A 25,822-nucleotide genomic window follows, 5' to 3' on the forward strand; every position below is an offset into this window, starting at 1 on the left:
TCGCCCGTACCCGGGCGACGGGCCGTGATTGTCGTTGCTTGCTCGTGCCGGGTCGACACCGGAGGAGCGGGGGGAATTTCATGCGTAATCTGCTTCTATCCACCATTGCGTTCGGGGTGCTCGCGCTGCCCGCGTCCGCGCAGACCACCGCGGTTCAGAGCGACGACGTGGTCGTCACCGCCAACCGCACCGAGCGCCCGGTCGATCAGGTCGGCCAGTCGGTCACGGTCATCGACAGCGAGGAAATCGAAGCACGCCAGTCGCAGGCGGTCGTCGACCTGCTGCGCACAGTGCCGGGCGTTAGCTACACACGTGCAGGCGGCATCGGCACCGTCGCATCGGTCAATATTCGCGGCGCCGACCCGCAGCAGACGCTGCTGCTGGTCGATGGCGTGAAGCTCGACGATCCGGCGAGCCCGGGCGGTGGCTATGACTTCGGTAACCTGCTGGTCGGCAACATCGACCGCATCGAGGTCGTCCGCGGCGCGCAGAGCGTCATCTGGGGGAGCCGCGCGATCGGCGGCGTCGTCAACGTCATCACCCGCGCCCCGAGCGAAGACCCCGAGTTCGTCGCCAGGGGCGAATATGGCTGGCGGGACACGGTCAACACGACCGCCAATGCCTCGGGCAAGCTCGGCCCCGTGTCGGCGAGCCTGGGCGGCCAATATTTCCGCACCGATGGCTTCTCCGCCTTCAACGAAGCGCGCGGCGGGCGCGAGCGCGACGGCTATCGTCAATATGGCGCCAACGGCAAGCTGGCGGTCGATCTGACCGATGGCTTCTCTCTGGAGGCGCGCGGGCGGTATTCGGATGCGAAAATCGACCTCGACGGCTTCCCAGCGCCGGCGTTCGCGCTGGCGGACACCGGCGACTATTCGACGAACGAGGAACTGAGCGGCTACGCAGGTGCCCGGCTCGCGCTGTTCGGCGGCGCGTTCCGCAACCGGCTGGGCGTCGCCTACAGCCGGACCGACCGCGCGAATTTCGCTGCGACCGGGCCGGCGACGTTCGACTCGCGCGGCCTCAATCGCCGGTTCGAATATCAGGGCGTGGTCCAGACCGGCATCGTCCAGGCCACGATCGGTGCAGAAAGCGAGCGCTCGCGCTTCGATACGGTCAGCTTCGGCGCGGCGTCGCGGGCCCGCGCGCTGATCAACAGCGTCTACGGTGAAGTCACGTTGACTCCCATTGCCGGTGTCGCACTGACCGGCGGCGTGCGGCACGACGACCACAGCCGCTTCGGTGGCGAAACGACCGCGGCGGGGAACGTGGCGCTCAGCCCGAACGGCGGCCGTACGACCTTGCGCGCAAGCTATGGCGAAGGATTCGGCGCACCGTCGCTGTACCAGCTGTTCGGCGATTACGGGAACCAGCGTCTGGTGCCGGAACGCGCCAACAGCTGGGATGCCGGCGTAACCCAGCGTCTTCTGGGCGATGCGGTGCAGGTCCAAGCAACTTATTTTCACCGCGACACGCGCAACCAGATCGACTTCGTGTCCTGCTTCGGGGTCACCAGCGCGATCTGCGTCAACCGTCCGTTCGGCACCTATGACAATATTCGTCGCACGCGTGCGGAGGGTGTCGAGGCGACGCTTGTCCTGCAGCCGGTCGAGCCGTTCCGTGTGGCCTTCGCCTACACCTATCTGGACGCGACCAACCGCGACACTGGTCGCGAGCTCGCCCGGCGGCCGCGCGAAAGCGTGAACATGGTCGCGGACTATCGTTGGGCGTTCGGCCTGTCGACCGGCGCGACGATTACCCATGTCGGCGACAGCTTCGAGAATGCCACGAACACCCGCCGCCTCGATGGCTATGTGCTGGTCGACCTGCGTGCCAGCCTGCCCGTCGGCGACCGGTTCGAAGTGTTCGGCCGCGTCGAGAACCTATTCGACGAGGCCTATGAGACGGTCTACCTCTACGGAACGCCGCGCCGCGCGGCCTATGGCGGAGTGAGACTGAAGCTGTGATCCGCTGGCTGGCGATGCTGCTGGTGACCGTGGCCGGGTGCACTCCGGCGCCCACGCCGATGCGGAGCGGGCGCCCAATGCGCATCGTCAGCCTGGATTATTGCGCCGACCAATATGTACTGAAGCTGGTCGGGCGGGATCGCATCGCTGCGGTCTCGCCCGACGCAGCCGCCGAATTTTCCTACATGCGCGCAGCGGCAACTGGCGTGCCGCAGGTCCGACCGCAGGCGGAGGACGTGCTGCTGCTCAAGCCCGATCTGGTCGTGCGCAGCTACGGTGGCGGGCCGAACGCGGCGGCGCTGTTCGAGCGCGCCGGTGTCCCGGTGCTGCAACTGGGGTATGCGCCGGACCTGCCTGGCATCCGCAAGGTGCTGCTCGACACCGCGACCGGGCTGGGTGAGCCGGCGCAGGGCGAGGCCATGGCGGCGGCGTTCGACGCGCGGCTGATGGCATTGAGGCGGGCGTCGAGCGGTCCGTCCGCGCTGTATGTAACGCCTGGTGGCGTAACGACCGGACCGGGGTCGATCGTCGATGAACTCCTGCGTGCCGGCGGGCTGCTAAACTTTCAGACGGCGGACGGGTGGGGGCCTTTGCCGCTGGAGCGACTGGCCTATGCGCGGCCGGACGTCGTGGCGGCGGCTTTCTTCGACACGCGGTGGAACCGACCCGACCCGTGGAGTGCAGCGGCGCATCCGGTGGTCGGGCGAGCGCTGAAGGGGGTGCCGACGGCGGAGCTGCCCGGTGCCTGGACGGCCTGTGGGGGATGGTTCGTGCTGGACGCGGTCGAACGGCTGGCGGGCCTGGCGAAAGCGGCCCGTCGATGAGGCTCATCCTTCTCCTCGCGCTCGCCAGCCTGGTTGCTGTCGTCTCCGCCTGCTTCCTCGGCTCGACACCGCTGCCGGCGGAGCGCCTTCTCTCTGCCCTGGTCGGTCAGGGCCTACCCGGCGATGCCGTCGTCGTATGGATGATCCGCCTGCCGCGCGCCCTCGCCGCGTTCCTCGCCGGCGCTGCGCTCGGGATCAGCGGGGCGGCGCTTCAAGGGCTGCTGCGAAATCCACTTGCCGAACCGGGCGTGCTCGGCGTGTCTGCCTGTGCGACGCTCGCGGCGACAGTGGCGCTGTACTACGGGTTCGTCGGTGCGTCGCCGGTCGCGCTTCCTGCCGCATCGATCCTCGGCGCGCTCGCGGCCACGGCGCTGATCGCAGGCACCGCGATGCGGACGACGTCGGTCGCCACGCTCATCCTGATCGGTGTCGGTCTGTCGAGCTTTGCCGGCGCGATCATGGCGTTGATGCTCAACCTCGCGCCCGATCCGTTCAGCCTGGCCGACATGATCAACTGGACGCTGGGATCGGTCGCCAACCGCAGCTTTGCCGAGATCGCCGGGACGGCGCCCTTCATGGCCGCTGGCGGTGCGCTGCTGTTCCTGACCCGCCGCGGCCTGTCCGCACTGACGCTAGGGGAAGAAGCTGCCGCGGGAATCGGCCTCGACCTCCGCCGTCAGCGTATTGCCGTGGTGCTGGGGGCGGGGCTTGCGACCGGCGCGTCGGTCGCGCTGGCGGGGGCGATCGGTTTCGTCGGCATCGTCGCGCCGCACCTCGTGCGTCCCTGGGTCGGGCATGACCCGGCACGCAGCCTGCTGCCATCCGGCCTGCTCGCCGGCCTGTTTCTGGTCCTTGCCGATATCGGTGTACGGCTGATCCCGACGACGGCCGAGCTGCGGTTGGGCGTGGTCGCCGCACTCGTCGGTGCGCCCTTGTTCGTGCTTATCGCGGCGCGGAGGCGGGGGACGTGATCCGGGCGGCGGGCCTTCGTTATCGCAACCGCATCGCTGATGCCGGCCTGTCCGTCGCGCCGGGCGAATTGGTCGTGCTGCTCGGCCCCAACGGCGCGGGCAAGACGACGCTGCTGCAGTTGCTGCTCGGGCTTGCCGTGCCCGATGCCGGGACGGCGGAGATCGACGGTCGCCCGGCGGCTGCGATCGCGCCGATCGAGCGCGCGCGGCGCATCTCGTACCTGCCCCAGGCGCGTCCGATCGCCTGGCCGGCCTGCGTGCGCGATATCGTTGCGCTCGGCCGCTTTGCCTATGGCGCAAGCGGGCGGCTGCGGGGGCAGGATGCCGCGGCGGTCGATCGCGCCCTGACCGCCTGCGACCTGACCGCATTCGCCGGCCGTCGTGCGGATACATTGTCGGGCGGGGAGGCTGCGCGGATGCACCTTGCGCGCGCGCTCGCGGCCGAAGCGCCGGTGATTGTCGCCGACGAGCCCGTCGCTTCGCTCGATCCGCGGCATCAGCACCGTGTGCTCGCGCTGCTCGCGCAGTTCGTCGCCGACGGCGGCGGGGCGCTGGTCGTCCTCCACGATCTCGACCTCGCGGCGCGCTATGCCGACCGGCTCGTCTGGATGGCCGACGGGCGGATCGTGGCCGATGGACCGGTTGCAGAAACGATGACCGAGGAACGGGTCGCCGCCGTCTATGGGGTCAGGGCGCGGATGACCGGTGACGGTATCGCCGTTACCGGCCTGGTCTAGACCCTAACGCGCCGCCGGGCCGAAGCGCGCGGACAAGTCATAGGCCGTCCCGACGAAGATCTGACGGACATAGGTGATCGGCTCCCCACCGCGCCAGGTCCGGCGGTCGATAGCAAGGCAGGCGGTGCCCGCTGCAACCGCCAGCCGCCGGGCGGTCGCGGCGTCCGCTCCGACTGCGGCGATGCGGCTTTCCGCTTCGGTCCAGGCGACATGTTCGAGCAGCCAGGCCCCCGGCGACGTCGTCGAGAAATCGGCCCCTTCCGAATCAGGGACGGCGACCAGCGCGATCAGCCGGTCCTCGATCGCAAGCGGGATGCCGTCGGCGAGATGCGTGCCGCTCAACTGCAGCAAGGCACCGCCGCGAGCAATCTCGACTGCGACCGGGTCGCCCGGGTCGGCGGTACGGATCGTCCGCGCTTCCAGCCTATAGGCATAGGCCTGGCCGCGGTTGCGGACCTCGTGCGCGAGGTCCGGAATGTCGAGCACCATCGAATGCACCCGCGGCCGCGCGACGAAGGTCCCTGCGCGCTTGCGGCGTTCAATGAAGCCGTCTGCAGCGAGCGCCGCCAGCGCCTTGCTGACCGTCATGCGCGAGCAGCCATAGTCGGCCATCAATGCATGCTCGACCGGGATGCGCGAGCCGGGCGCTCGCGTGCCGGCCAGAATCTCGCGTTCGAGATCGCGACGGATGCGGTCGTGCAGTGGCGTCATGCGATCAGCCGCGCGAGCGTGTCGGCGTATCGTGTGGCAATGACGTCGCGCGCGACGTGGCGGCCGCCGGCGACAACACGCTTGCCTCGCCGCCAGACACCGTCGATCGCGCTCTGGCCGGCGGAAAAGAGCAGAGCGTCGAGCAGGGCATCGCCGTCACGTCCCACCAACGACGGATGGCCGGGATCGAGGGTCAGGAAATCGGCGGCGTCGCCGACGACGCCAAGCGCCTGGGCACCCCCGGCGAGTGCCGTGCGGTATAGAATGCCGCCGCTCGATCCGTTCTGTGCCAGTGGGTTGCGGACACCCCGGGTCAGCCGCTGGCCATAATCCAGCAGACGGAACTCCTCGGTCGCGTCGATGCGCACGTTCGAATCCGATCCGATGCCAAAGCGCCCGCCTGCCGCCTGCCACGCGACGGCGGGAAAGATGCCGTCGCCCAGATTGGCTTCGGTGATCGGACATAGGCCGGCGACCGCCCCGGTCCGCGCCGCGCGCTCGGTTTCCTGTGCGGTCATGTGGGTGGCATGGACGAGGCACCAGCGGTCGTCGACCGGTGCATGGTCGAGCAGCCATTCAACGGGCCGCGCGCCGCTCCAGGAGACGCAGTCGTCGACTTCCTTCACCTGCTCCGCGACATGGATGTGGATCGGGCCAGCTGTCATAGTGGGCAGCGCGGCGAGGTCATCGGGCGAGACGGCGCGCAGGCTGTGCGGGGCAATCCCCAGAACGGCGTCGGGCAGCACGGCGATGGCGGCAGCGCTGTCCTCCAGCAGCCGGGCGAAGCTGTCGCGGTTGTTGACGAAACGACGTTGCCCCTCTGTCGGGACGGCACCGCCAAACCCCGATTGTGCGTAGAAGACAGGCAGCAGGGTTAGGCCGATCCCCGTCTCACCGGCAGCAGCGGCGAGCGCACCGGCCATCGCCGCGCGATCGGGATAGGGTGTGCCGTCTGTGGCATGATGAAGATAATGGAACTCGCCGACCCGGGTGAAGCCGGCTTCCAGCATTTCGACCTGCGCCATCGCGGCGATGTCGCGAAGGTCGTCGGGCGTGATGCGGTCGACGAAGCGATACATCGCCTCGCGCCAGGTCCAGAAACTGTCAAGCGCACCCTGGGCGTTCTCGGCGAGCCCGGCCATGCCGCGCTGGAAGGCATGGCTGTGCAGGTTCGGCAGACCGGGCAGCCCGATCGCGTGGCGCTCATCGTCCTGCTGTGGTGACGCGTCGGCTTCGATCGCAGCGATCAGACCGTCACGCACAGTGATCCGCACCGACCGATCCCATCGGTCGCGGCTCAACCACTGATCGAAGAAGAAACTGGGCATGCGAATAATGTCTATACATTAAAGCGTCTGCGTGCCAAGCCGCGTGGCATGCACGGCGATACCCTCTGGCGGAATGCCCGACTGGCGACGATGACCGGCGACGGCCTGGGCATCGTCGAGAATGGGGCGATCGTTGCGAAGGGAGGGCAGATCCTCGCCGTCGGCGCCGCCGATGTGGCCGGCGCCGCGACGGCGGACCGCGTGATCGATTGCGAAGGGCGCTGGATCACACCCGGACTGATCGATTGCCATACCCATCTCGTCCACGGCGGTGACCGCGCGGCGGAGTTCGAGCAGCGTCTGGCGGGCGCGAGTTACGAGGAGATCGCGCGATCCGGCGGGGGGATCGTCTCAACGATGCGCGCGACGCGTACCGCGAGCGAAGCGGACCTCGTCGAAACCGCATTGCCGCGCCTCGATGCGTTGCTCGCGGAAGGCGTCACGACGGTCGAGATCAAATCGGGCTATGGCCTGTCGCTCGCCGACGAAGCCAAATCCCTTCGAGCAGCACGCAGGCTTGCCGAGCGCCGCGACGTGGGCGTGACGACGACGTTCCTGGGAGCACACGCCCTGCCGACGGAATGGGCGACCGATGCCGACGGGTATATCGACCATGTCTGCTACACCATTCTTCCCGCAATCGTAGCCGAGGGGTTGGCCGACGCGGTCGACGCCTTTTGCGAAGGGATCGGATTTTCGCCCGATCAGGTCGCCCGCGTCTTTGCGGCGGCGAAGCGCCACGGCTTGCCGGTCAAGCTCCACGCCGAACAGCTCTCCAACCTTCATGGTGCGCAGATTGCTGCGCAGCATAATGCGCTGTCCGCCGACCATCTCGAGTGGCTGGACGACGAAGGCATTGCCGCGATGGCAGCGAGCCGCACGGTCGCGACGCTGCTGCCCGGTGCCTATTATTTCACGCGCGAGACGAAGCTGCCGCCGGTCGAGGCCCTGCGCGCTGCCGGCGTGCCGATCGCAGTGGCGACCGACTGCAATCCGGGCACCTCGCCCCTGACGTCGATCCTGCTCGCCATGAACATGGCGGCGACCTGTTTTCGCCTGACTGTCGACGAGTGTCTACGCGGCGTGACGATCCAGGCCGCGCGCGCCCTCGGGCTGGCCGACCGCATCGGCTCGCTCGCGCCCGGCAAGGCGTGCGACCTCGCCATCTGGGACATCGAGCGTCCCGCGGAGCTTGTCTACCGGATCGGGTTCAACCCCCTTCACCAACGGATACGAAACGGCCGATGATCACGCTTGTCCCCGGCACTGTCGCGCTTCCCGACTGGCGCGCCGTCTATCGCGGTGCGGCGTCGAGACTCGACCCCGTCTGTCGCGACGCGGTCGCGGCCAGCGCTGCCGCGGTCGAGCGGATCGTCGCTCGGGGCGCGCCGGTCTATGGGATCAATACGGGGTTCGGGAAGCTGGCGAATGTCCGGATCGCGAGCGAGGATCTGACGACGCTTCAGCGCAATATCGTGCTGAGCCATGCTGCCGGCGTCGGCGCGCCGAGCCCGCGCGCAATCGTGCGGCTGATGATGGCGCTGAAGTTGGCAAGCTTTGGCATGGGGGCCTCGGGCGTGCGGCCGGCGACGGTCGCGATGATCGAGGCGATGCTGGCCGCCGATGCATTGCCGATCGTGCCATGCCAGGGGTCGGTCGGGGCAAGCGGCGACCTTGCGCCCCTCGCACATATGGCTGCGGCGATGATCGGGGTTGGCGAGATCGACGTCGCCGGATGCGTCATGCCGGCAACGGATGCGTTGCGGCGGATCGGGCTCGCGCCGCTCGAACTCGGGCCGAAGGAAGGGCTGGCGCTCCTCAACGGCACGCAATTCTCGACCGCCAATGCGCTTGCCGGATTGTTCGAAGCCGAAGCGCTGTTTCAGGCCGCACTCGTCACTGGCGCCTTGTCGACGGAAGCGGCCAAGGGGTCCGACGCGCCGTTCGACCATCGTATCCACCGCCTGCGCGGCCACGCCGGGCAGATCGCGGTCGGTGACGCCTTGCGCGGGTTGATGGCCGGCTCCGCGATCCGTGCGAGCCACCGCGAGGACGATCCGCGCGTTCAAGACCCCTATTGTCTGCGATGCCAGCCGCAAGTGATGGGCGCTGCGCTGGACGTGTTGCGTCAGGCGGCGCGGACGCTGGAGGTCGAGGCGAACGGCGTTTCGGACAATCCGCTGATCTTCGCCGATACCGACGAGGCGCTCTCTGGCGGGAACTTCCATGCCGAGCCGGTCGCCTTCGCCGCCGACATGATCGCGCTTGCGATTTGCGAGATCGGCAGCCTTTCGGAACGCCGCGTGGCAATGCTGGTCGATCCTGCGCTGTCGGGTCTGCCCGCGTTCCTGACGCCGCGGCCGGGGATCAATTCCGGCTTCATGATCCCGCAAGTGACCGCCGCAGCTTTGGTCAGTGAGAACAAGCAGCGGGCGTACCCGGCGAGCGTCGATTCGATCCCGACGTCGGCGAACCAGGAGGATCATGTGTCGATGGCGGCGCATGGCGCGCGCCGCTTGCTGGAGATGGCGGCGAATGCGCAGGCCGTGGTCGGGATCGAACTGCTGGCGGCGGGGCAGGGGTGCGACTTCCACGCGCCGCTGACATCGTCGGATGCGCTGGAGCAGGCGCGGGCGTGCCTGCGTGAGCAGGTGCCGACGCTGGCCGAAGATCGACATTTTCACCCGGATATGGAGGCCGCGACAACGCTCGTGCGGTCGGGCGCGCTGGTCGAGGCTGCCGGAGCGGCCTTGCCGGGGATATGCGCGTGACCAATCCTCCCCGGCACGGGGAGGGGGACCAGCCGCAGGCTGGTGGAGGGGGAGTGCCGCACGCGAACCCCTCGCGGATAGCCCCCTCCACCACGCCGCTTTGCGACGCGGTCCCCCTCCCCTTGCAGGGGAGGATGGAACTCCATCGTGGGGATGCTCCGCTGATCGTCGCGTTCCCGCACACCGGCACCGACCTGGCCGATTGCGCGGACGCCTTCATATCGCCGTGGCTGGCGCGGCGGGATGCCGATTGGCACATTCACGACCTCTACGGTTTCGCCCGTGACCTCGGCACGACGACCGTCCGGATGCCGATTTCGCGCAGTGTGATCGACGTAAATCGCGATCCTTCCGGCGCATCGCTCTATCCGGGGCAGGCGACGACCGAGTTATGCCCGACGACGACGTTCGACGGCGATCGGCTCTATGCCGACGCAGAGCCGGATGCCGACGAAATCGCTCGTCGCCGCGCGACGTGGTTCGACCCGTATCACGCTGCTCTTGCTGCCGAGATCGATCGGCTGAAGGCCATCCACGGCCACGTCGTCCTCTACGACGCGCATTCGATCCGCAGCCGCATCCCGCGCCTGTTCGACGGCGAGCTCCCGCAATTCAACATCGGCACCAATGGCGGTGTGACATGTTCGCCGAAGCTGACAGCGGCGGTGTCCGCCGCTTGCGGCCCGGATCAGGTCGTCGATGGCCGCTTCCGCGGCGGCTGGACGACGCGCCACTATGGCCGGCCGGCGAAGGGTGTCCACGCGATCCAGATGGAGCTCGCGATGCGCGGCTACATGGTCGAGCCCGATATCCCTCAAGAGAGCAATTGGCCGACGCCGATGCTCGATCATCCGCCGATCGCGCCGACGCTGCGCGCCATACTTCACGCCTGCCTGGATTTCCGCCCATGACCCGCCACGACCCGACCCGCGTCGTCACGCCTGCTACCGGCACGACGCTCAGCGCGAAGAGCTGGCTGACCGAAGCGCCCTTGCGGATGCTGATGAACAACCTCCATCCCGATGTCGCCGAACGGCCCGAGGACCTCGTCGTCTATGGTGGGATCGGTCGCGCCGCGCGGGATTGGGAGAGTTACGACCGCATCGTCGAGACGTTGCGTCGTCTGGAGGACGACCAGACCCTGCTCATCCAATCGGGCAAGCCGGTCGGCGTGTTTCGCACCCATAGGGACGCACCACGCGTGCTTCTCGCCAATTCCAACCTGGTGCCCCGGTGGGCGGACTGGGCGCATTTCGACGAGCTCGATCGCAAGGGGCTGGCGATGTACGGCCAGATGACCGCGGGGTCCTGGATCTACATCGGCACGCAGGGCATCGTTCAGGGAACGTACGAGACGTTCGTCGAAATGGGGCGCCAGCATTATGGCGGCGACCTGTCGGGCAAATGGCTGTTGACCGCCGGCCTGGGCGGCATGGGCGGCGCGCAGCCGCTGGCCGCAGTGATGGCGGGCGCGTCGTGCCTGGCGATCGAGTGTCAGCAGAGCCGGATCGATATGCGGCTGCGTACCGGCTATCTCGACCGTGCGACGACCGATCTGGACGAGGCGCTGGAGATCGTGACGACGGCGCGCGAACCGATTTCGGTCGGGCTGCTCGGCAATGCCGCGGAGCTTTTGCCCGAGATTTTGGCGCGCGGCGTTCGACCCGATCTGTTGACCGATCAGACCAGTGCGCACGATCCGGTCAACGGCTATCTTCCCGCCGGCTGGACGCTCGAGCGCTGGCTGGCGACGCGCGAGCAGAACCCGCAGGCGGTCGCCGAGGCCGCCAAGGCATCGATGGCGCGGCATGTCGCTGCGATGTTGGCATTCCAGGCGGCGGGCGTTCCGACGGTCGATTACGGCAATAATATCCGACAGGTCGCCGAGGACGCGGGCGTTGCCAATGCGTTCGACTTTCCCGGATTCGTCCCCGCCTATATCCGCCCGCTCTTCTGTCGCGGCGTCGGGCCGTTTCGCTGGGCCGCGCTGTCGGGCGATCCGGACGACATCTACAAGACCGACGCCAAGGTGAAGGAGCTGCTGCCCGACGACGCGCACCTCCACCGGTGGCTCGACATGGCGCGTGAGCGCATCAGGTTCCAGGGCCTGCCGGCCCGCATCTGCTGGGTAGGGTTGGGCGACCGCCACCGCCTCGGCCTGGCGTTCAACGATATGGTCGCGCGCGGCGAACTGCGGGCGCCGGTCGTGATCGGGCGCGATCACCTCGATAGCGGATCGGTCGCCTCGCCCAATCGCGAGACGGAGGCGATGCGCGACGGGTCGGACGCCGTTAGCGACTGGCCGCTGCTGAACGCGCTGTTGAACACCGCGAGCGGCGCGACCTGGGTGTCGATCCACCACGGTGGCGGGGTCGGCATGGGCTATTCGCAGCATTCGGGAATGGTCGTCGTCGCCGATGGCACGCCCGACGCGGCAAAGCGGCTGGAACGTGTGTTGTGGAACGACCCGGCGACGGGCGTGATGCGGCACGCCGATGCCGGTTATGAGATCGCCCGCGACTGCGCGCGTGCGCAGGGCCTGGACCTTCCCGGCATCCTTTGAGGGAACTGCCGCCCAGCGGGAGGCTTTACCTTCGACGAAGGAGCATCCCATGGCCGATACCGAGTTCACGCCGACGCTGAAAATGGCGGCGACCGCCAAGCGCGGGCTCAAGCTGCGCGAGAAGTTCGGTCGCGGCGGTACCGAGGTCGGGGTGAAGCGCGCCCACCAATTGGCCGACCGCAAGGCGGTGACGGCGGCGGACGTGAAGTCGATGCACAGCTATTTCGCGCGGCACAGCGTCGACAAGGACGGGAAGGGTTGGGGCGATACGAAGGACCCATCGGCCGGCTACATCGCGTGGCTGCTCTGGGGCGGCGACGACGGCAAGAAATGGGCGGACTCGAAGCGCGAAAAGCTTTGAGCGGAATCGATGCCGCCATTCGGCGTGCGCGAATCGCGTATGGCGTCGTCGTTTTCAGAGAAAACTCGGCGGCTCGGCTGCGATATCCGCAAAGGCTGGCGCCGGGTCCACTCAGTGCGATCGGGCGCGCCGCAGCGTGGAATTCGCCACTTTCCCAACGCCTTAGCGTTCCCCGAAGGCCGGCGAACAAAACTTCCGTTAAAAATCTAAGGTATACGATAGGGTGCTAAGTAAAAAATACTTCGCAAGATAGGTATTTTTGCCTTAGGTTAATGTCTGGCCGCGTACGCGATCGTACCCCTTCGGACATGAACCAAATGCAACCGCTCCAAGCCCTTAGAGCTGATAGTTCAGCAATGGACGGCGCTGCCGTCCTGACTGCCCGCTTCGCGTCGTTCAGTCCGTTGTCGCCCGGAGCGATGTCGTCGGTTCGGGGCGTGCCGTGGCAGCTCGTCGATCTCGGAACCTCGCGTTCGGCGCGCGCTTTCGACGGGTTGCGTGATCGCGTGATGGTGGTGCTGTCGGGCGTTCTGTTTCATCACGCCATCGTCCGCTCCGGCGCGCGGCAGGTGCTGTGCCTGCACCTGCCGGGTGAGCTGGTCGGCGTGGACTGCCCCGGCATGGGCACCGCGGCGATCGGTGCGCATGGTCCGGCGCAGGTGGCGGTTTTCGATTCGACCGCATGGCGCGAAATGGTCGCGGCGCAGTCGTCGATCCGCGCTGCGGTGGAACAGGAAGTCCACATGAACCTGTCGATCGCGCGGGCGTGGTTGACCAACAATTGCCGTCGCGAGGCGGCGACGCGGGTCGCGCATCTGCTGTGCGAAGTCGCCTATCGCATCGGTGGCGCGGCGTTGCCGCGTCTGACGCAGGAATTCCTCAGCGACTGCGTCGGGCTGACGTCGGTGCACACCAACCGCGTGCTGCGCCGGTTGGAGGCGATGGACTGCCTGCGTCGCGACGGCGATCGCTATCAGATCGTCGACGAGCAGCGGCTGCGCGAATTCGCCGAATTCGATCCGGTTTATCTGACACCGGTGGTTCAGGTTCCGGCCTGATCCTGCCCGTCAACCGCCGAGGATTCGGCGGTAGAGCGCGATATAGGCGTCCGCCATCCGCTCGACCGAAAAGCGATCGATGACCGACTGGCGGATCGTCGCCCGATCGAGCCCGGCGGCGCATTCGATCGCGTCGCCGACGCCTTGCAGGTCGTCGACCAGAACACCGGTCACGCCGTCATCGATCAGCTCCGGCATGGACCCGCGTCGGGTAGCGATGACGGGTGTGCCGCAGGCCATCGCCTCGATCACCGACAGACCGAATGGCTCGTCGAAGTTGATGAGGTGGAGCAGGGCGCGTGCGGCGCCGAGCGCGCGCACCCGCGCCGCGCCGCCGACCGCCCCGTGATAGCGGACGCGGTCGCCATCGATACCGGGCGCAACCTCCCGCTCGTGATAGCCGCTGTCCTGAACGATGCCGTACATGTCGAGCCGGCGTCCACTGGCGCGCGCCGCCGCGATGGCTTCCTTCGGCCCCTTGTCGGGGTGAATGCGACCGAAGAACAGCAGATCCTCGCTGCCCACCGGATCGAAGGGAAAATCGTCGATCGGGATGCCGTGATGGATGGTTGCGGCATAGTGCAGCGATGGATGGCGATCGGCGTCGCTGATCGCGACGAAATGCACCCGGTCCTGAAACGGCTGATACATCGGCAGGATGCGGGCGGATGAGAAGCCGTGGATGGTCGTGACGACCGGCGTGTCGACGAACGGCGCAAAGGCGTGAGCGGGAAAATCGGCCTGGTTGTGGATGATGTCGAACCGGTCGGCCTGGCCGAAGACATGCGCGAGATGGCGATACTCCCAGACCTTGGCATCGATGCTGGGGTCTTCGGAATAGGGGGCGGGAACGATACCGTCGAGCGTGCCGGCGGTCTGGCTGTCGAGCGTGGCGAACAGCGTGACGTCGACGCCGCGCGCGACCAGCGCCTCGGTCAACAGGCTCGTGACGAGTTCCCACGGGCCATAATGGCGCGGCGGCGTGCGCCAGGCGATCGGGGCAAGCATCGCGATCTTCATGCGAGGATCAGTCCTTCGTTGGGCGCGAGGCGGCCCGGGTTGGCCGGGGTGTCGAGCGTCGAGAGCAGCACGTCCCCCGTCCAATCGACGGCCACCGGTCTGTCGGTCAGGTTCAGCAGGATGGTCCGATCCTCCCCGTCCGCCGAACGACGATAGGCGAGCACGCCCGCCGGCACATCGATCAGCACCATCGCGCCGGTCGTCAGCGCGGGCGTCGCGCGCCGGAGGGCAAGCAGCCGGCGGTAGAGCGACAGCATCGACGTGGGATCGTCGGACTGCGCTGCCACGTTCCGTGTCGGCCAGTCCGGGTTGAGCGGCAACCACGGCTCGGTCGTGCTGAACCCCGCAAACGCGGCCGCGCTCCACGGCATCGGCGTGCGTGAGCGATCGCGGCCGATGTCGAGCTGTGGCTGGCGGAAGTGCTGGGGATCGCGGATGCGGTCTGGCGGGATGGGGACATGGCCGATGCCGATCTCGTCCCCCTGATACAGCGTTGGCGTGCCGCGCAGCGTCAGCAACAGCATCGCGGCGACCCGGGCCTGCGCCTCGCCGATCCGCGCAGCGATCCGGGCGGCGTCGTGACTGTCGAAGACCCAATTGGGCCAGCCCCAGGAAGGCAGCGACGCTTCATAGGCGGCGATTGTCCGCCGCAGCACCCCGGCATCCCAGGGATTTTCGACGAGCTGGAAGTTGAAGGGCAGATGCACTTCGGGGCGCTCGGGGGTGCCGTACCAGCGGGCGTGCGCGGTATTGGGCAGGAAGATCTCGCCGATCAAAACGCGGGCGTCGCCCTTTTCGGCGCCGTAGCGGTCGGCCAGCGCGCGCATCTCCGAGGCGATCGCATGCGCCTCGGGCTGGTCGGTCGAATAGCGCTGGATCAGCGTGTCCCGCTGCGTCCGATCGGGCGTCCAATCGGGGTTGGGCGGGTTGTCGGGGAAGCCCTGCGCCTTCACGATGTGCCAAAGCACGTCGATGCGGAAGCCATCGACGCCGCGGTCGAACCAGAAGCGCAAGACGTCGAACATCGCCGCGCGCAACTCGGGATTGCGCCAGTTGAGGTCAGGTTGCTCCTTCAGAAAGGCATGCAGGTAATATTGTCCTGTCCCCGCGTCCCATTCCCACGACGATCCGCCGAAATCGCTGATCCAATTATTGGGTGGACCACCATCGGGCGCGGGATCATGCCAGATGTACCAGTCGCGTTTGGGATTATCGCGCGACGATCGGCTTTCCCTGAACCAGGGATGCTGGTCCGAGCTGTGATTGGGCACGAAGTCGAGGATCAGCTTCAGCCCGCGTGCATGGACCTCAGCCAGCAGCCGGTCGAAGGTCGCGAGGTCGCCGAACAGCGGATCGATGCCGGTATAGTCCGCCACGTCATAGCCGAAGTCCGCCATCGGTGACGGGAAGATCGGCGACAGCCAGATGGCATCGACGCCCAGGGCGGCCACATAATCGAGCCGGTCGATGATCCCTGCCAGATCGCCCACGCCATCGCCAGTCGTGTCTTGGAAGGAGCGCGGGTAGATCTGATAGATGGTGCCGCGCTCCCACCAAGGGGGCGGCTGCGTCAGGGATGGCATGGCGGTGATACCCCTGGCGACGCGCAGGGTTCCCACATGCTCTCCGCCGGCACGGGTTTTGAGGCTATGCCGCGGTGGCCGCGTAGAGCGCGATCGTGGCGGCCAGCACTTCCTGCATCGCAATGGCGCGCGCGTCCTGCGCCGATATGAGCAGGTCCTGCGCATCGAGCAGTCGCTGCAGATCGACGTCGCCCTCCAGATATTGCCGGCGCGCGAGCGACGTCGTGGTCCGAGCCTCCGCCTCGACGTCGGCCAGCAGCGCCTCGCGCTCGCGGGCGTGACGGATCGAGGACAATGCGTTCTCCACGCCGCGCAGCGCTTCGAGCACCGATTGCCGGTAGGTCTCCGCCGCCTCGCGTTGTTGCCCGAGGCTGAGGGCGAGATCGCCCTTCAGCCGCGATCGCGCAAAGATCGGCGCGAGCAGGTCATTGCCGATCCGCGCGATCGGGACGAGCGGGCCGACCGACGCCGTCGTGGCGACGAGGCTGGCCGACAGGTTGAGCGACGGGTAGAAAGCGCGTCGGGCCGCGTCCACGTCGCCACCGGCGGCGCGCAGCCGGGCCTCCGCTGCGCGAACGTCTGGCCGCCGCTCGATAAGCACGGCGGGCGGGGGAGCGGTGAGCGCAGGTGCGATCAGGTCGTCCAGCACGCCCGTCTCGACCGAGAACCCCGGCGATTCCGCACCCGTCAAAACCGCGAGCGACGTGCGGGTTTCCTGCAAAGCTTCCGACAGGCGCGTCGCCTCCGCACGCAGCTGCTTGAGGCGGATCGCCTGGAGCCCGACGTCGACCCGCGTCGCATCGCCCTCACGCTGACGGACGCGCATGATCCGGTCGAGCTCGGCCGCCTGGGCGATGCTCGTGTCGAGCAACGTCATCCGACGTGCGAGCGTCGCGCGCTGGACATAGGCGAGTGCGATCTGCGCTTCGAGCGCGATGCCCGCCGCGACGCGATCCAGCGCGGCAGCGCGCAGCCGGCCGGCCGCGCCGCGGCGCAACGCGCGGTTGCGGCCGAACAGGTCGGGGTCGAAGCTTGCATCGATGCTGGCAAAGCTGCGATCGAAGGCGAAGAGCTCGCGCTGTCCGGGCAGGCGGGTGCCGCCGGGCTGGACGCTTGCCGTGACAACCGGCAGGGCGGTCGATCGCGCGCTCGTGAGCAGGGCAGCGGCCTGCTGAACGCGCGCGTCGCTGGCGCGCAGCGTCGGGCTTTGTTGTCGCGCGGTGGCGATCAGCGCATCCAGTTCGGGTGCCGCCAGCAGCGCGCCGAGGCTCTGATCGGCTACGGTCGGCAGGTTCGCGGCGGTCGGATCGGTCCAGTCCTGGCTAAAGAGCGATGGCGGCACCGTCAGCCGGGCCGGCGGCGCGCAGCCGGACGCCATGCCGATCGCGATCAGCGACACATAGGAACGCAGGGTCATGGGCCGCCCATAGCCCGCCGGCCCCTTACGAATGGTTTCCGTCGCAGAAAGTCCAATCGTTCAGGATTAACCGGGCCTTAGACAATATTCCTTAGGCCGCTGGATGTCAGCTCAATCCGGAACGGCAGCCCTCTTTGTCAGACGCGCTTTTCAGACAGGAAGCGATCGATGCGCAGCGCCAGCGACTGGCCGGGGCGGTCGTCGCTGCAGTGCCGCCATCGGCGCGGGTATATACCGCCGTCATCCTGGCGGTGGCGATGGCGATCGTCTTGATGCTGGTCTTCGGCAGCTATGCGACCAATGCCCCCGTCCGTGGTGTCGTCGCATACGACACCGGCGTCGCGCGCGTATATCCGCGCAGCGCCGCCGAAGTGCGCCGCGTTCTGGTGCGCGAGGGTCAGGCGGTTGCCGCCGGACAACCCCTCGTCGAGCTGGGATTGGTACAGGGCGAGCGCGGGCTGGCCGAGCAGATCGCACAGATCGATCGCCAGATCGCCGAGATCGATCGTCAGCTGGGCATCGCCGAAGGCCTCGCGTCGAGCGAGACCGGCGCCCTCGAAACCCAGCGTCGCGGGCTGATCGAGAGCGTGACGTCGCTGGAGCGGCAGCGCGGCATCGCCAGCGAGCAGGTCGGACTGGCCGAAAAGGCGGTGACGCGGAGCCAGAGGCTGGCGAAGGAGGGAGCCGGGACCCAGCGACAGGTCGATGCGGCGCGGGCCGAGCTGCTGATGCGCAAGAGCGAGGTCGAAAACCTGACGGAGCGGCTGATCACGACACGCGCGTCGATCGCCGATCTGGGCATCAAGCTGTCGCAGGGCGGGCTGACGTCGGGCAAGGCGGCATCGCAGCTGCGCAGCGAACGCTCGGCGCTGATGACACAGCGTGCCGACCTCGTCCGCTCCGACCATATCGTTCTGACCGCGCCGGTTGCGGGGCGGGTCGCCGAACTGATCGCGGAGCCAGGGCGGCACGCGACCCCGGATGGGTCCCTGGTGACGGTGGTGCCCGACGGCGGCAAGCTGGAGACATGGTTCTATGCCCCGACCCAGGCGATCGGCTTCGCACGGCCGGGGCAGGCGGTGCGCCTGCGCTTCGATGCCTTTCCGTACCAGAAATACGGCTCCGGCCGCGGGGTCGTGACCGACGTGTCGCGGGTGGCGGTGGATCCGGCCGCGGTCGATCCGGCCCTAGGTATAAAGGAGGCGAGTTTTCGCGTGCGTGTCCGGATCGACACGATCGGCTCCGCGCGCGCTACCGCCGCCGGGGTGCGACCGGGAATGACGGTGTCGGGTGATCTGGTGCTGGAGCGCCGGCCGCTGTGGGCGCTGCTGTTCGCGCCGATCCGCGAAAGCCTGATTCGATGAGCCTCGACTGGATATCGTCGCGGCGGATTCAGCCGGTGTTGCAGGCAGAGGCCGCCGAATGCGGGCTTGCCGCGATTACGATGGTCGCCGAACATCACGGCCACCGTGTCAACCTGGCGGGCTTGCGCCTGCGCTTCCCGACATCGATCAAGGGTGCGACGCTTGAACAGCTGATGGCGATCGCTGCCGAACTGGAGCTCGCGCCGCGGCCGGTGCGGCTAGAGCTCGAAGAACTGGCGGAGCTCCAACTCCCGGCGATCCTGCACTGGGACCTCAACCATTTCGTCGTGCTGGAAGCGGTGAAGCCCGGCAGATCGGCGACGATCCTCGACCCCGCGCTTGGCCGGCGAGTCCTGCCGCTGGGCGAGGTCAGCAAGCATTTCACCGGCGTCGCACTCGAACTGGCTCCGACCGCGTCGTTCAAGCCGATCGAGGCGCGGCGCAGGACCCGGCTGAGCGACCTGTGGAGCCGGATGACCGATTTCCGCGGCGCCATGGCGCAGGTCATTGCGCTGTCCGCGGTCATGCAGTTCACCGCGCTGCTCACGCCCTTCTACATTCAGATCGCGATCGACGAGGCGTTTCCGCAGGCCGACAGCAACCTGCTGTTACTGCTGATGATCGGCTTCGGTGCGGTATATATCCTTGGCGCCGTGACCCAGGCGCTGCGCGAGTGGGTGATGCTTTCGCTCGGACAGTCGCTGTCGTTCCATATGGGCGGCAACGTCGTGCGTCATCTGATCCGGCTGCCGCTCGCCTATTTCGAGCGTCGCCATATCGGCGACCTGATGTCGCGGATCGGATCGATTCAGCCGATCCAGCAACTGCTCGCGCACGGAATCGCCAGCGTAGTGATCGACGCGGCGCTCGTCGTGACGACCGTGATCGTGATGATCTTCATCAGCCCGACCCTGTCGGCGATCGTGATCGGATCGACCCTGCTCTACATCGCCTTGTCGCAGACGATGTATCCGGCGCTGCGGCGACGGTCCGAGGAGGAAATCCACGCCCGTGCGGGTGAGGAAAGCTATCTGATGGAGACGATCCGGGCGATCCGGTCCGTCAAGATCCACGGGCACGAGGCGCAGCGAGAGGGCGGGTGGCGCAACCGCTATGCCGACGTCATCCGGGCATCGTACAAGACCCGCCGCTTCGCGATCGGGCTCGATCTGGGCGAAGGGTTGCTGTTCAACCTGGCGCTGGTCGTCTGCATCTATATCGGCGGGCTGCAGGTGATAGCCGGCACGCTGACCGTCGGCACGTTGCTCGCCTTTCTGTCATATCGCTCGAGCTTCGCGGCGAGCGCGGTGTCGTTGGTCGACCGGTTCCAGGAATGGCGGCTGATCGGCCTGCACCTCGACCGATTGTCGGATATCGTCACCGAGACGAAGGAAGACTTTCCCGTCGCCCCGCGCCGCGAGCTTCTGGCGGGGCCGGCGATGGCCGTCGACGGCCTGAGCTTCAGCTATGATCCGACATCGCGACCGGTGCTCGACGGCATCGACCTCGACATCCCATCGGGCGCGTTCGTGGCGGTCGTGGGACCGAGCGGAGCGGGCAAGACGACGCTGATGCGTATCCTGCTCGGCCTGCTGACGCCGGGCGCGGGAGCGATCACGATCGACGGCGTGCGACTGAACCCGGCGACGATGGCCGGCTGGCGCGCCCGGATCGGCGCGGTGATGCAGGACGATTGCCTGCTGACCGGCACGATCGAGGACAATATCGCCTTCTTCGATGCGAGCGCGAAGCCCGAGGACGTCGTGCGCGCGGCGATGCTGGCCGAAATTCACAATGACATTGTCGCGATGCCGATGGGGTATCGCACGCTGATCGGCGACATGGGTGCCGCGCTCTCGGCAGGGCAGCGTCAGCGCGTGATGCTCGCCCGCGCGCTGTTCCGCGATCCGGACGTGCTGTTCCTGGACGAAGGGACGGCGAACCTCGATCCCGACACCGAAGATCGCATTGCCGACATGATCGCGGGGCTGCCGATCACCCGCATCGTCATCGCGCATCGACCGGCCCTGATCGACCGGGCGGAGATCGTCATCCGCGTCGACGGGGGCCAGGCCATCGTCGAGCGTCGCACGATGCCGCGAGCGCTCGGGGTCGATTGAGCCGAAACGAAGCGGGGCCGCCCTTGCCGGACGGCCCCGATCGCAATCTTAGCGGCAGCCCTTCTTGGGCTTCGGGTCGCACTTCGGGGCCGGCTCGCACTTGGGCGCCGGCGCGCACTTGACCGGCTGCGGCTTGCAAGCGAACAGCCACGACAGAAGGCCGAAGGTGCCGCCCGAAACAGCGTTCAGCTCGGAGGTACGAAGATCGCGCATGATGTCTGCTCCCGTTTTACGCGACCGATGTCGTCCGGCCGCTGTGGGCAGAGTGTACGGTCGGACGCGCGGCGGCGTCTCGAGTAAAAACGGACCGCAGAGTCCCGTTCCGAAACGATTTGTTAACCATCATCCGCTCGATGCGACTTCTCTCAGGCCGCCGCCGAGCGCGGTGTAAAGCGACACGTCATTCTGTAGCTGGGCGCTGCGCAACTGCAGCAGCTGCTGTTCCGCACTGAACAGGTTTCGCTCCGCGTCGAGCACTTCCAGATAGATCGACAGGCCGTTGTCGTAGCGCAGTCGGGCGACCCGGACGAGCCGGCGCTGCGCTTCGATCGCGCGTCCCTGCGCGTCGATTTGCTCGATATAGCGGCGTCGGGCGACCAATGCGTCGGCCACTTCGCGAAAAGCCGTCTGCGTGGCCTTCTGATAGGCCGCCACGAGTTCGTCCGCCTGAGCCTGGGTCAGGGCGATGCCGGCGCTGCGCTTGCCCCACGTCAGGATCGGCTGGGTCGCATTGGCACCCACGCGGTACTGCACCGAGTCGCCCGATATCAGACCGCCCAGCGCCGGCGAGATGAAGCCGAGCAGTCCGGTCAGCGAGATCGTCGGCAGGAACGATGCGCGGGCGACACCGATGTTGGCATTGGCCGCACGCAGCCGCTGTTCGGCCTGGAGCACGTCGGGACGATTGGCGAGCAGCGCGGAGGGCAGGCCGGGTTCGATCGCCGCGAACTGCCCGGCATCGGACAGCGGGCGGGGTGCCGGAAGCGGCCCGGGGATCGGACCGCCGATCAGCACCGTCAGCAGGTTTTCCGACTGTGCCGTCGTCCGCCGAAGCTCGGCCAGCTGCGTTTCCGCCTGGGTGACGAGCAGCCGCGCCTGATCGAAATCGACCGTGGAGGTCACCCCCGCGTCCATTCGCTTGCGCGCGATGGCGACTGCCTCGCGCCGTCCGGTCAGCGTGCGTTCCGCCAGCGCGATCTGTTCCTCGCCCGCGCGGATCTGAAGATAGGCCGCGGCCACCTGGGCGACGAGCGAGATGCGAAAGGCGCGCTCGGCCTCGACCGTCGCCAGATATTCGCGCCGTGCGGCTTCCGCGGTGTTGCGAACGCGGCCCCAGAAGTCGAGCTCGTAGCTCGGGACCTGAACGCCCAGCGAATATTGGGTGAAGGTGAAGCTTGTCGGGGACTCTGCCGCGCCACCCGTACCATTGCCCTGGTCGGTTGACGTCGTGGTCGTCGGAAAGCCCAGCGCATTGAGCGGCTGGCGCGTGCGGGTCACCCCGGCGACGCCCTCCACCTGCGGCAGGCGATCGGCGTCGGTGATGCGGTATTGGGCACGTGCCTGTGCCACGCGCGCGACCGATTGGGCCAGGTCGCGGTTGTTGGTCAGCGCCGCCGCGATATACGCCTGCAACCGCGGATCGCCGAAGAATTCGCGCCAACCCACCTCGGTCGCCGCCCGGCTCCCGGCCGTCGCTTCCGGGAACGTCGGCGCGACGGGAGCGGTGGGCTGGACATATTTCGGCGTGAAATTGCAGCCGGCGAGCGTGCTCAATCCTGCGAGCAGGATGACCTTACGCATGAGCGGGGGTTCCTTCCGAACGGTCGTCGTCGCGGGGAGACGGCGGCGGCATATCCTGCTGCTCCGCCGCCACCGATGTGGGGGCCTTGCGCGACAGCCAGCGGCGCGCGGCGAAGTAGAAGACGGGGGTGAAGAAGATGCCGAGCGCGGTGGCGGCGATCATGCCACCCATCACGCCGGTGCCGACGGCATGGCGACTCGCCGCGCCCGCACCGCTCGCGATGACCAGCGGGACCATGCCCAGGATGAAGGCGAGCGACGTCATCAGGATCGGCCGCAGGCGCTGGCGCGATGCCTCCAGCGTCGCCCCTCGCACCTTCGCTATGCCTTCGCCGTCCTGATGCTCTTCATCCTCGATCGCGAATTCCACGATCAGGATCGCGTTCTTCGCCGCCAGGCCGATGATCGTGATGAGGCCGATGTTGAAATAGACGTCGGCGGACAGCCCCCTCAGCATCGTAAACAACACGGCACCGAGCACCCCGAAGGGCACGACGAGCAGCACGGACAGCGGGACCGCCCAACTGTTGTAGAGCGCTGCAAGCAACAGGAAGACGACGATCAGCGACAGCCCGAGCAACAGCCCGATCTGGCCGCCGGCCTGTTTCTCTTCATAGGCGGTACCGGTCCATTCATAGCCGAAGCCGGGCTTCAGCACCTGATCGGCGATGCGCTCCATTTCCTTCAGCGCCGCACCCGACGACTGCCCCGGCGCCGCCTGGCCCGAAATCGTGACCGACGGATAACCGTTGTAGCGCTGGAGCTGGGTCGCGCCCGATTCCCACGCCACCTTCGTAAAGGCGGAGAAGGGGACCATCTGGCCCTGAGCGTTGCGCACGCGCAGCGCCAGCACGTCCTCGGCTCTCATTCGGCTCGGCGCATCGGCCTGCAGGTAGACGCGCTGGACCGTGCCCTGATTCGAGAAGTCGTTGGCGTAGGCCGAACCGAAGCTGATCGCGAGCGTCGCGTTGACGTCGGCGATCTGCAAGCCCAGCGCGCGCGCCTGGACGCGGTCGATATCGACGTAGAGCTGCGGCGACGGGGCCTGACCCTCCGGACGGATGCCGGTGAGGATCTTGCTCTGCGACGCCGCGCCCAGGATCGCGCCCATCGCCTGTTGCAGTCCGGCCGGATCGTTGCCGACGCGGTCCTCGATCTTCATCGAGAAGCCCGTCGCATTGCCCAGTGCCTGGATGGCGGGCGGGTTCAGCGCGAAGATCGTCGCTCCCGAAATTCCCGCGGTCGCGCCGAAGGTCTGACCGATGATCGCGTTGACCGAATTTTCGGCGCCGTGCCGATCCTCATAGGGCTTCAGCATGACGAACGAGAGAGCGGCCGACTGGCCCTGACCGAAGAAGTTGAAGCCCAGGACCGAAATGATCCGGTCGAACTGCGGCTGCTTCATCAGAAAGGCCTCGGTCTGCCGGACCGCGGCTTGCGTGCGTTCGGTCGTGGCACCGACCGGCGCGTCGTAGCTGATGACGAAATAGCCCTGATCCTCCTCCGGCAGGAAGCCGCCGGGCAGGCGCAGGAACAGCAGCGCCGTGACGCCCAGCACCGCCAGGAACACGGCAAGCCAGCGCAACGGCCGCGACAACATGCCGCCAACGCCGCGGATATAGCGGTCGGTCGCGTTCTGGAAACGATCGTTGAACCAGTTGAAGAAGCGCTGCGGATAGCCGCGCCAGCCTGCGCGAGGCTCGGGCCGTTCGTCGACATGGTGTTGATGCGGTTTCAACAACGTGGCGCACAGCGCTGGTGTCAGCGTGAGGGCCAAAACCGCGGAAAAGAAGATCGAAACGGCAAGCGTCACCGAAAACTGACGATAGATGCCGCCGGTCGACCCCGGGAAGAACGCCATCGGGATGAACACGGCAATCAGCACCAATGTAATGCCGATGATCGCGCCACGGATCTGCCCCATCGCCTTGATGGTCGCCTGAGCGGGCGGCAGACCTTCCTCCGCCATGATGCGTTCGACATTCTCGACCACGACGATCGCGTCGTCGACCAGGATGCCGATCGCCACGACCATCGCAAACAGCGACAGTGTGTTGATCGAGAAGCCGAAGAGCCACAGGCCGAGACACCCGCCCGCCAGCGCGATGGGTACGACGATCGCCGGGATGACGGTCGCGCGCCAGCTCTGCAGGAACAGGAACATCACCAGGAAGACGAGCAGCATCGCTTCGACGAGCGTGCGGATGACGTTATCGATCGACGTCGAGATGAACGGCGTCGTGTCGTAGGACACGTCCCAGGTGATGTCTTCCGGGAAGGTGCGCTGCAGCTCGCGCATCCGCTCGCTGACCGCATCGCGCGTGGCGATCGCATTGGCCCCGGCGGCCAGCTGGACCGCGATGCCGGCGACCTTGTCGCCGTTCAGCGTGGTCGAGAACTGGTAATTGTCCGCGCCGATCTCGACCCGCGCGACGTCGCCCAGCCGCACGGTCGAACCGTCGGTGTTGGCCTTGATGATGATCTGCCGGAACTGTTCGGGGGTCTGGAACCGGTTTTGCGTCACGATCTTGGCGTTGAAATCCGTCCCCGGAGTCGTCGGCTGGTCGCCGATGCCGCCGCCCGCAGTCTGGCTGTTCTGTTCCTGCACCGCGAGCAAGACGTCCGACGGCGACAGATTGAAACCGGCAAGCTTGTCCGGATCGAGCCAGATCCGCATCGCCTTCTCGGAACTGAACAACAGTGTATTGCCCACACCCGGCACACGCCGGATCTCGTTGACCACCTTCGTCGAGGCGAAGTCGCCGAGCTCGAGTGCCGGGGTCTTCCCCGATTTCGACCGCAGCGTCAGCACTTCGAGGAAGCCGGACGAATTATCGGTGATCTGGATACCCAGACGCCGCACGTCTTCGGGCAGACGCGGCTCGGCGCGGTTCAGACGATCCTGCACCTGGGTGCGGGCGACGTCGATGTTGGTACCCGACTGGAACGTCAGGACAATCTCGCCGGTGCCGTTCGCGCGGCTGGTCGACGACATGTACAGGAACTTGTCGACGCCGTTCAACTCACGCTCGATGACCGATGTGACGTTCTTGTCCATCGTGTCGGCGTCGGCGCCGTTGTAATTATAGGTCAGCGTCAGCGACGGCGGCGCGACCGAGGGATATTGCTCCACCGGCAGGTTCAGCAGCGCCATCGTGCCGAACAGCGCGACGAATGCGGCGATCACCCAGGCGAAGACCGGGCGGTGAACGAAGAAACTGTCCATG

Annotated in this window: 20 protein-coding genes; 12 read left to right on the top strand and 8 right to left on the bottom strand. The window is 67.2% G+C overall.

Translation table 11 applies throughout. The features are described 5' to 3' along the window. The first annotated feature begins 80 nt into the window (after positions 1–80). The 4 genes from JW805_07275 to JW805_07290 are packed head-to-tail and all read left to right on the top strand — an operon-like array spanning position 81 to position 4,499. A complete protein-coding gene (locus JW805_07275) occupies positions 81–1,967 on the top strand; it encodes a TonB-dependent receptor (protein MBN2971814.1) in 1,887 nt (628 codons plus the stop codon). Further along, positions 1,964–2,791, top strand: a complete 828-nt coding sequence (locus JW805_07280) for an ABC transporter substrate-binding protein (GenBank protein ID MBN2971815.1) — start codon at positions 1,964–1,966, stop codon at positions 2,789–2,791. Before JW805_07275 ends, JW805_07280 begins: the two co-directional genes overlap by 4 nt. After that, the gene (locus JW805_07285; protein MBN2971816.1) at positions 2,788–3,762 is read left to right on the top strand and encodes an iron ABC transporter permease; all 975 of its coding nucleotides are present in this window, start codon (positions 2,788–2,790) and stop codon (positions 3,760–3,762) included. Before JW805_07280 ends, JW805_07285 begins: the two co-directional genes overlap by 4 nt. Beyond that, positions 3,759–4,499: an ABC transporter ATP-binding protein gene (locus tag JW805_07290; protein ID MBN2971817.1), complete on the top strand. Its 741-nt coding sequence runs from the start codon at positions 3,759–3,761 to the stop codon at positions 4,497–4,499. The genes JW805_07285 and JW805_07290 overlap by 4 nt, the downstream gene beginning before the upstream one ends. Before the next feature lie 3 nt (positions 4,500–4,502). Here JW805_07290 and hutC read toward each other — a convergent pair whose 3' ends face one another. After that, positions 4,503–5,210, bottom strand: a complete 708-nt coding sequence (hutC, locus tag JW805_07295) for a histidine utilization repressor (GenBank protein ID MBN2971818.1) — start codon at positions 5,208–5,210, stop codon at positions 4,503–4,505. Beyond that, positions 5,207–6,538 carry a formimidoylglutamate deiminase gene (locus tag JW805_07300; protein MBN2971819.1) on the bottom strand — a complete coding sequence of 444 codons (1,332 nt, stop codon included), beginning with the start codon at positions 6,536–6,538 and terminating at the stop codon, positions 5,207–5,209. The genes hutC and JW805_07300 overlap by 4 nt, the downstream gene beginning before the upstream one ends. A 48-nt stretch (positions 6,539–6,586) precedes the next feature. Here JW805_07300 and JW805_07305 point away from each other — a divergent pair, with 48 nt between their 5' ends. The 6 genes from JW805_07305 to JW805_07330 all read left to right on the top strand — a co-directional run bounded on the left by JW805_07305 (position 6,587) and on the right by JW805_07330 (position 13,291). Then, complete coding sequence (locus tag JW805_07305) at positions 6,587–7,786, top strand: imidazolonepropionase (protein ID MBN2971820.1); 1,200 nt, start codon at positions 6,587–6,589, stop codon at positions 7,784–7,786. After that, positions 7,783–9,309 carry a histidine ammonia-lyase gene (hutH, locus tag JW805_07310; protein MBN2971821.1) on the top strand — a complete coding sequence of 509 codons (1,527 nt, stop codon included), beginning with the start codon at positions 7,783–7,785 and terminating at the stop codon, positions 9,307–9,309. The genes JW805_07305 and hutH overlap by 4 nt, the downstream gene beginning before the upstream one ends. 134 nt (positions 9,310–9,443) lie before the next feature. Further along, positions 9,444–10,220, top strand: coding sequence for an N-formylglutamate deformylase (gene hutG, locus JW805_07315; protein ID MBN2971822.1), 777 nt, complete (start codon positions 9,444–9,446; stop codon positions 10,218–10,220). After that, on the top strand, positions 10,217–11,872 hold the full coding sequence (locus tag JW805_07320) for a urocanate hydratase (GenBank protein ID MBN2971823.1): 1,656 nt from the start codon (positions 10,217–10,219) through the stop codon (positions 11,870–11,872). The genes hutG and JW805_07320 overlap by 4 nt, the downstream gene beginning before the upstream one ends. Positions 11,873–11,921: 49 nt before the next feature. Continuing rightward, positions 11,922–12,233: a hypothetical protein gene (locus JW805_07325; GenBank protein ID MBN2971824.1), complete on the top strand. Its 312-nt coding sequence runs from the start codon at positions 11,922–11,924 to the stop codon at positions 12,231–12,233. 356 nt (positions 12,234–12,589) lie between these two features. After that, positions 12,590–13,291: a Crp/Fnr family transcriptional regulator gene (locus tag JW805_07330; GenBank protein MBN2971825.1), complete on the top strand. Its 702-nt coding sequence runs from the start codon at positions 12,590–12,592 to the stop codon at positions 13,289–13,291. A gap of 9 nt (positions 13,292–13,300) precedes the next feature. On the opposite strand, the gene JW805_07335 is transcribed toward JW805_07330, so the two are convergent. The 3 genes from JW805_07335 to JW805_07345 all read right to left on the bottom strand — a co-directional run bounded on the left by JW805_07335 (position 13,301) and on the right by JW805_07345 (position 17,311). Beyond that, positions 13,301–14,311, bottom strand: a complete 1,011-nt coding sequence (locus JW805_07335; protein ID MBN2971826.1) for a glycosyltransferase family 4 protein — start codon at positions 14,309–14,311, stop codon at positions 13,301–13,303. Then, positions 14,308–15,894, bottom strand: coding sequence for a DUF3459 domain-containing protein (locus JW805_07340; GenBank protein ID MBN2971827.1), 1,587 nt, complete (start codon positions 15,892–15,894; stop codon positions 14,308–14,310). The genes JW805_07335 and JW805_07340 overlap by 4 nt, the downstream gene beginning before the upstream one ends. 64 nt (positions 15,895–15,958) lie before the next feature. After that, positions 15,959–17,311: a TolC family protein gene (locus JW805_07345; GenBank protein ID MBN2971828.1), complete on the bottom strand. Its 1,353-nt coding sequence runs from the start codon at positions 17,309–17,311 to the stop codon at positions 15,959–15,961. A 134-nt stretch (positions 17,312–17,445) separates the two neighbouring features. Between JW805_07345 and JW805_07350 the strand changes: the two genes are divergently transcribed. Next, positions 17,446–18,675, top strand: a complete 1,230-nt coding sequence (locus tag JW805_07350) for an HlyD family efflux transporter periplasmic adaptor subunit (protein MBN2971829.1) — start codon at positions 17,446–17,448, stop codon at positions 18,673–18,675. Beyond that, the gene (locus JW805_07355; protein ID MBN2971830.1) at positions 18,672–20,795 is read left to right on the top strand and encodes a peptidase domain-containing ABC transporter; all 2,124 of its coding nucleotides are present in this window, start codon (positions 18,672–18,674) and stop codon (positions 20,793–20,795) included. The genes JW805_07350 and JW805_07355 overlap by 4 nt, the downstream gene beginning before the upstream one ends. 48 nt (positions 20,796–20,843) lie before the next feature. Here the strand turns inward: JW805_07355 and JW805_07360 are convergent, their stop codons facing one another. The 3 genes from JW805_07360 to JW805_07370 all read right to left on the bottom strand — a co-directional run bounded on the left by JW805_07360 (position 20,844) and on the right by JW805_07370 (position 25,821). Then, positions 20,844–21,008, bottom strand: coding sequence for a hypothetical protein (locus JW805_07360; GenBank protein MBN2971831.1), 165 nt, complete (start codon positions 21,006–21,008; stop codon positions 20,844–20,846). 129 nt (positions 21,009–21,137) lie between these two features. Beyond that, a complete protein-coding gene (locus JW805_07365; GenBank protein MBN2971832.1) occupies positions 21,138–22,595 on the bottom strand; it encodes an efflux transporter outer membrane subunit in 1,458 nt (485 codons plus the stop codon). Continuing rightward, complete coding sequence (locus tag JW805_07370; GenBank protein MBN2971833.1) at positions 22,588–25,821, bottom strand: multidrug efflux RND transporter permease subunit; 3,234 nt, start codon at positions 25,819–25,821, stop codon at positions 22,588–22,590. Before JW805_07370 ends, JW805_07365 begins: the two co-directional genes overlap by 8 nt. Position 25,822: the final 1 nt, after the last annotated feature.

The sequence above is a fragment of the Roseomonas aeriglobus genome (assembly GCA_016937575.1).
In the GTDB taxonomy this organism is placed as follows: Bacteria; Pseudomonadota; Alphaproteobacteria; order Sphingomonadales; family Sphingomonadaceae; genus Sphingomonas; species Sphingomonas aerigloba.

Excerpts from the sequence above, each read along its gene's own strand:
- JW805_07325 (MBN2971824.1), top strand. The coding sequence starts at position 11,922 with ATGGCCGATACCGAGTTCACGCCGACGCTGAAAATGGCGGCGACCGCC.
- JW805_07320 (MBN2971823.1), top strand. The coding sequence starts at position 10,217 with ATGACCCGCCACGACCCGACCCGCGTCGTCACGCCTGCTACCGGCACG.
- JW805_07335 (MBN2971826.1), bottom strand. The coding sequence starts at position 14,311 with ATGAAGATCGCGATGCTTGCCCCGATCGCCTGGCGCACGCCGCCGCGC.
- JW805_07300 (MBN2971819.1), bottom strand. The coding sequence starts at position 6,538 with ATGCCCAGTTTCTTCTTCGATCAGTGGTTGAGCCGCGACCGATGGGAT.
- JW805_07365 (MBN2971832.1), bottom strand. The coding sequence starts at position 22,595 with ATGCGTAAGGTCATCCTGCTCGCAGGATTGAGCACGCTCGCCGGCTGC.
- JW805_07340 (MBN2971827.1), bottom strand. The coding sequence starts at position 15,894 with ATGCCATCCCTGACGCAGCCGCCCCCTTGGTGGGAGCGCGGCACCATC.
- JW805_07285 (MBN2971816.1), top strand. The coding sequence starts at position 2,788 with ATGAGGCTCATCCTTCTCCTCGCGCTCGCCAGCCTGGTTGCTGTCGTC.
- JW805_07360 (MBN2971831.1), bottom strand. The coding sequence starts at position 21,008 with ATGCGCGATCTTCGTACCTCCGAGCTGAACGCTGTTTCGGGCGGCACC.
- JW805_07355 (MBN2971830.1), top strand. The coding sequence starts at position 18,672 with ATGAGCCTCGACTGGATATCGTCGCGGCGGATTCAGCCGGTGTTGCAG.
- JW805_07345 (MBN2971828.1), bottom strand. The coding sequence starts at position 17,311 with ATGACCCTGCGTTCCTATGTGTCGCTGATCGCGATCGGCATGGCGTCC.
- hutC (MBN2971818.1), bottom strand. The coding sequence starts at position 5,210 with ATGACGCCACTGCACGACCGCATCCGTCGCGATCTCGAACGCGAGATT.
- JW805_07330 (MBN2971825.1), top strand. The coding sequence starts at position 12,590 with ATGGACGGCGCTGCCGTCCTGACTGCCCGCTTCGCGTCGTTCAGTCCG.
- hutH (MBN2971821.1), top strand. The coding sequence starts at position 7,783 with ATGATCACGCTTGTCCCCGGCACTGTCGCGCTTCCCGACTGGCGCGCC.
- hutG (MBN2971822.1), top strand. The coding sequence starts at position 9,444 with ATGGAACTCCATCGTGGGGATGCTCCGCTGATCGTCGCGTTCCCGCAC.
- JW805_07305 (MBN2971820.1), top strand. The coding sequence starts at position 6,587 with ATGCACGGCGATACCCTCTGGCGGAATGCCCGACTGGCGACGATGACC.
- JW805_07370 (MBN2971833.1), bottom strand. The coding sequence starts at position 25,821 with ATGGACAGTTTCTTCGTTCACCGCCCGGTCTTCGCCTGGGTGATCGCC.
- JW805_07275 (MBN2971814.1), top strand. The coding sequence starts at position 81 with ATGCGTAATCTGCTTCTATCCACCATTGCGTTCGGGGTGCTCGCGCTG.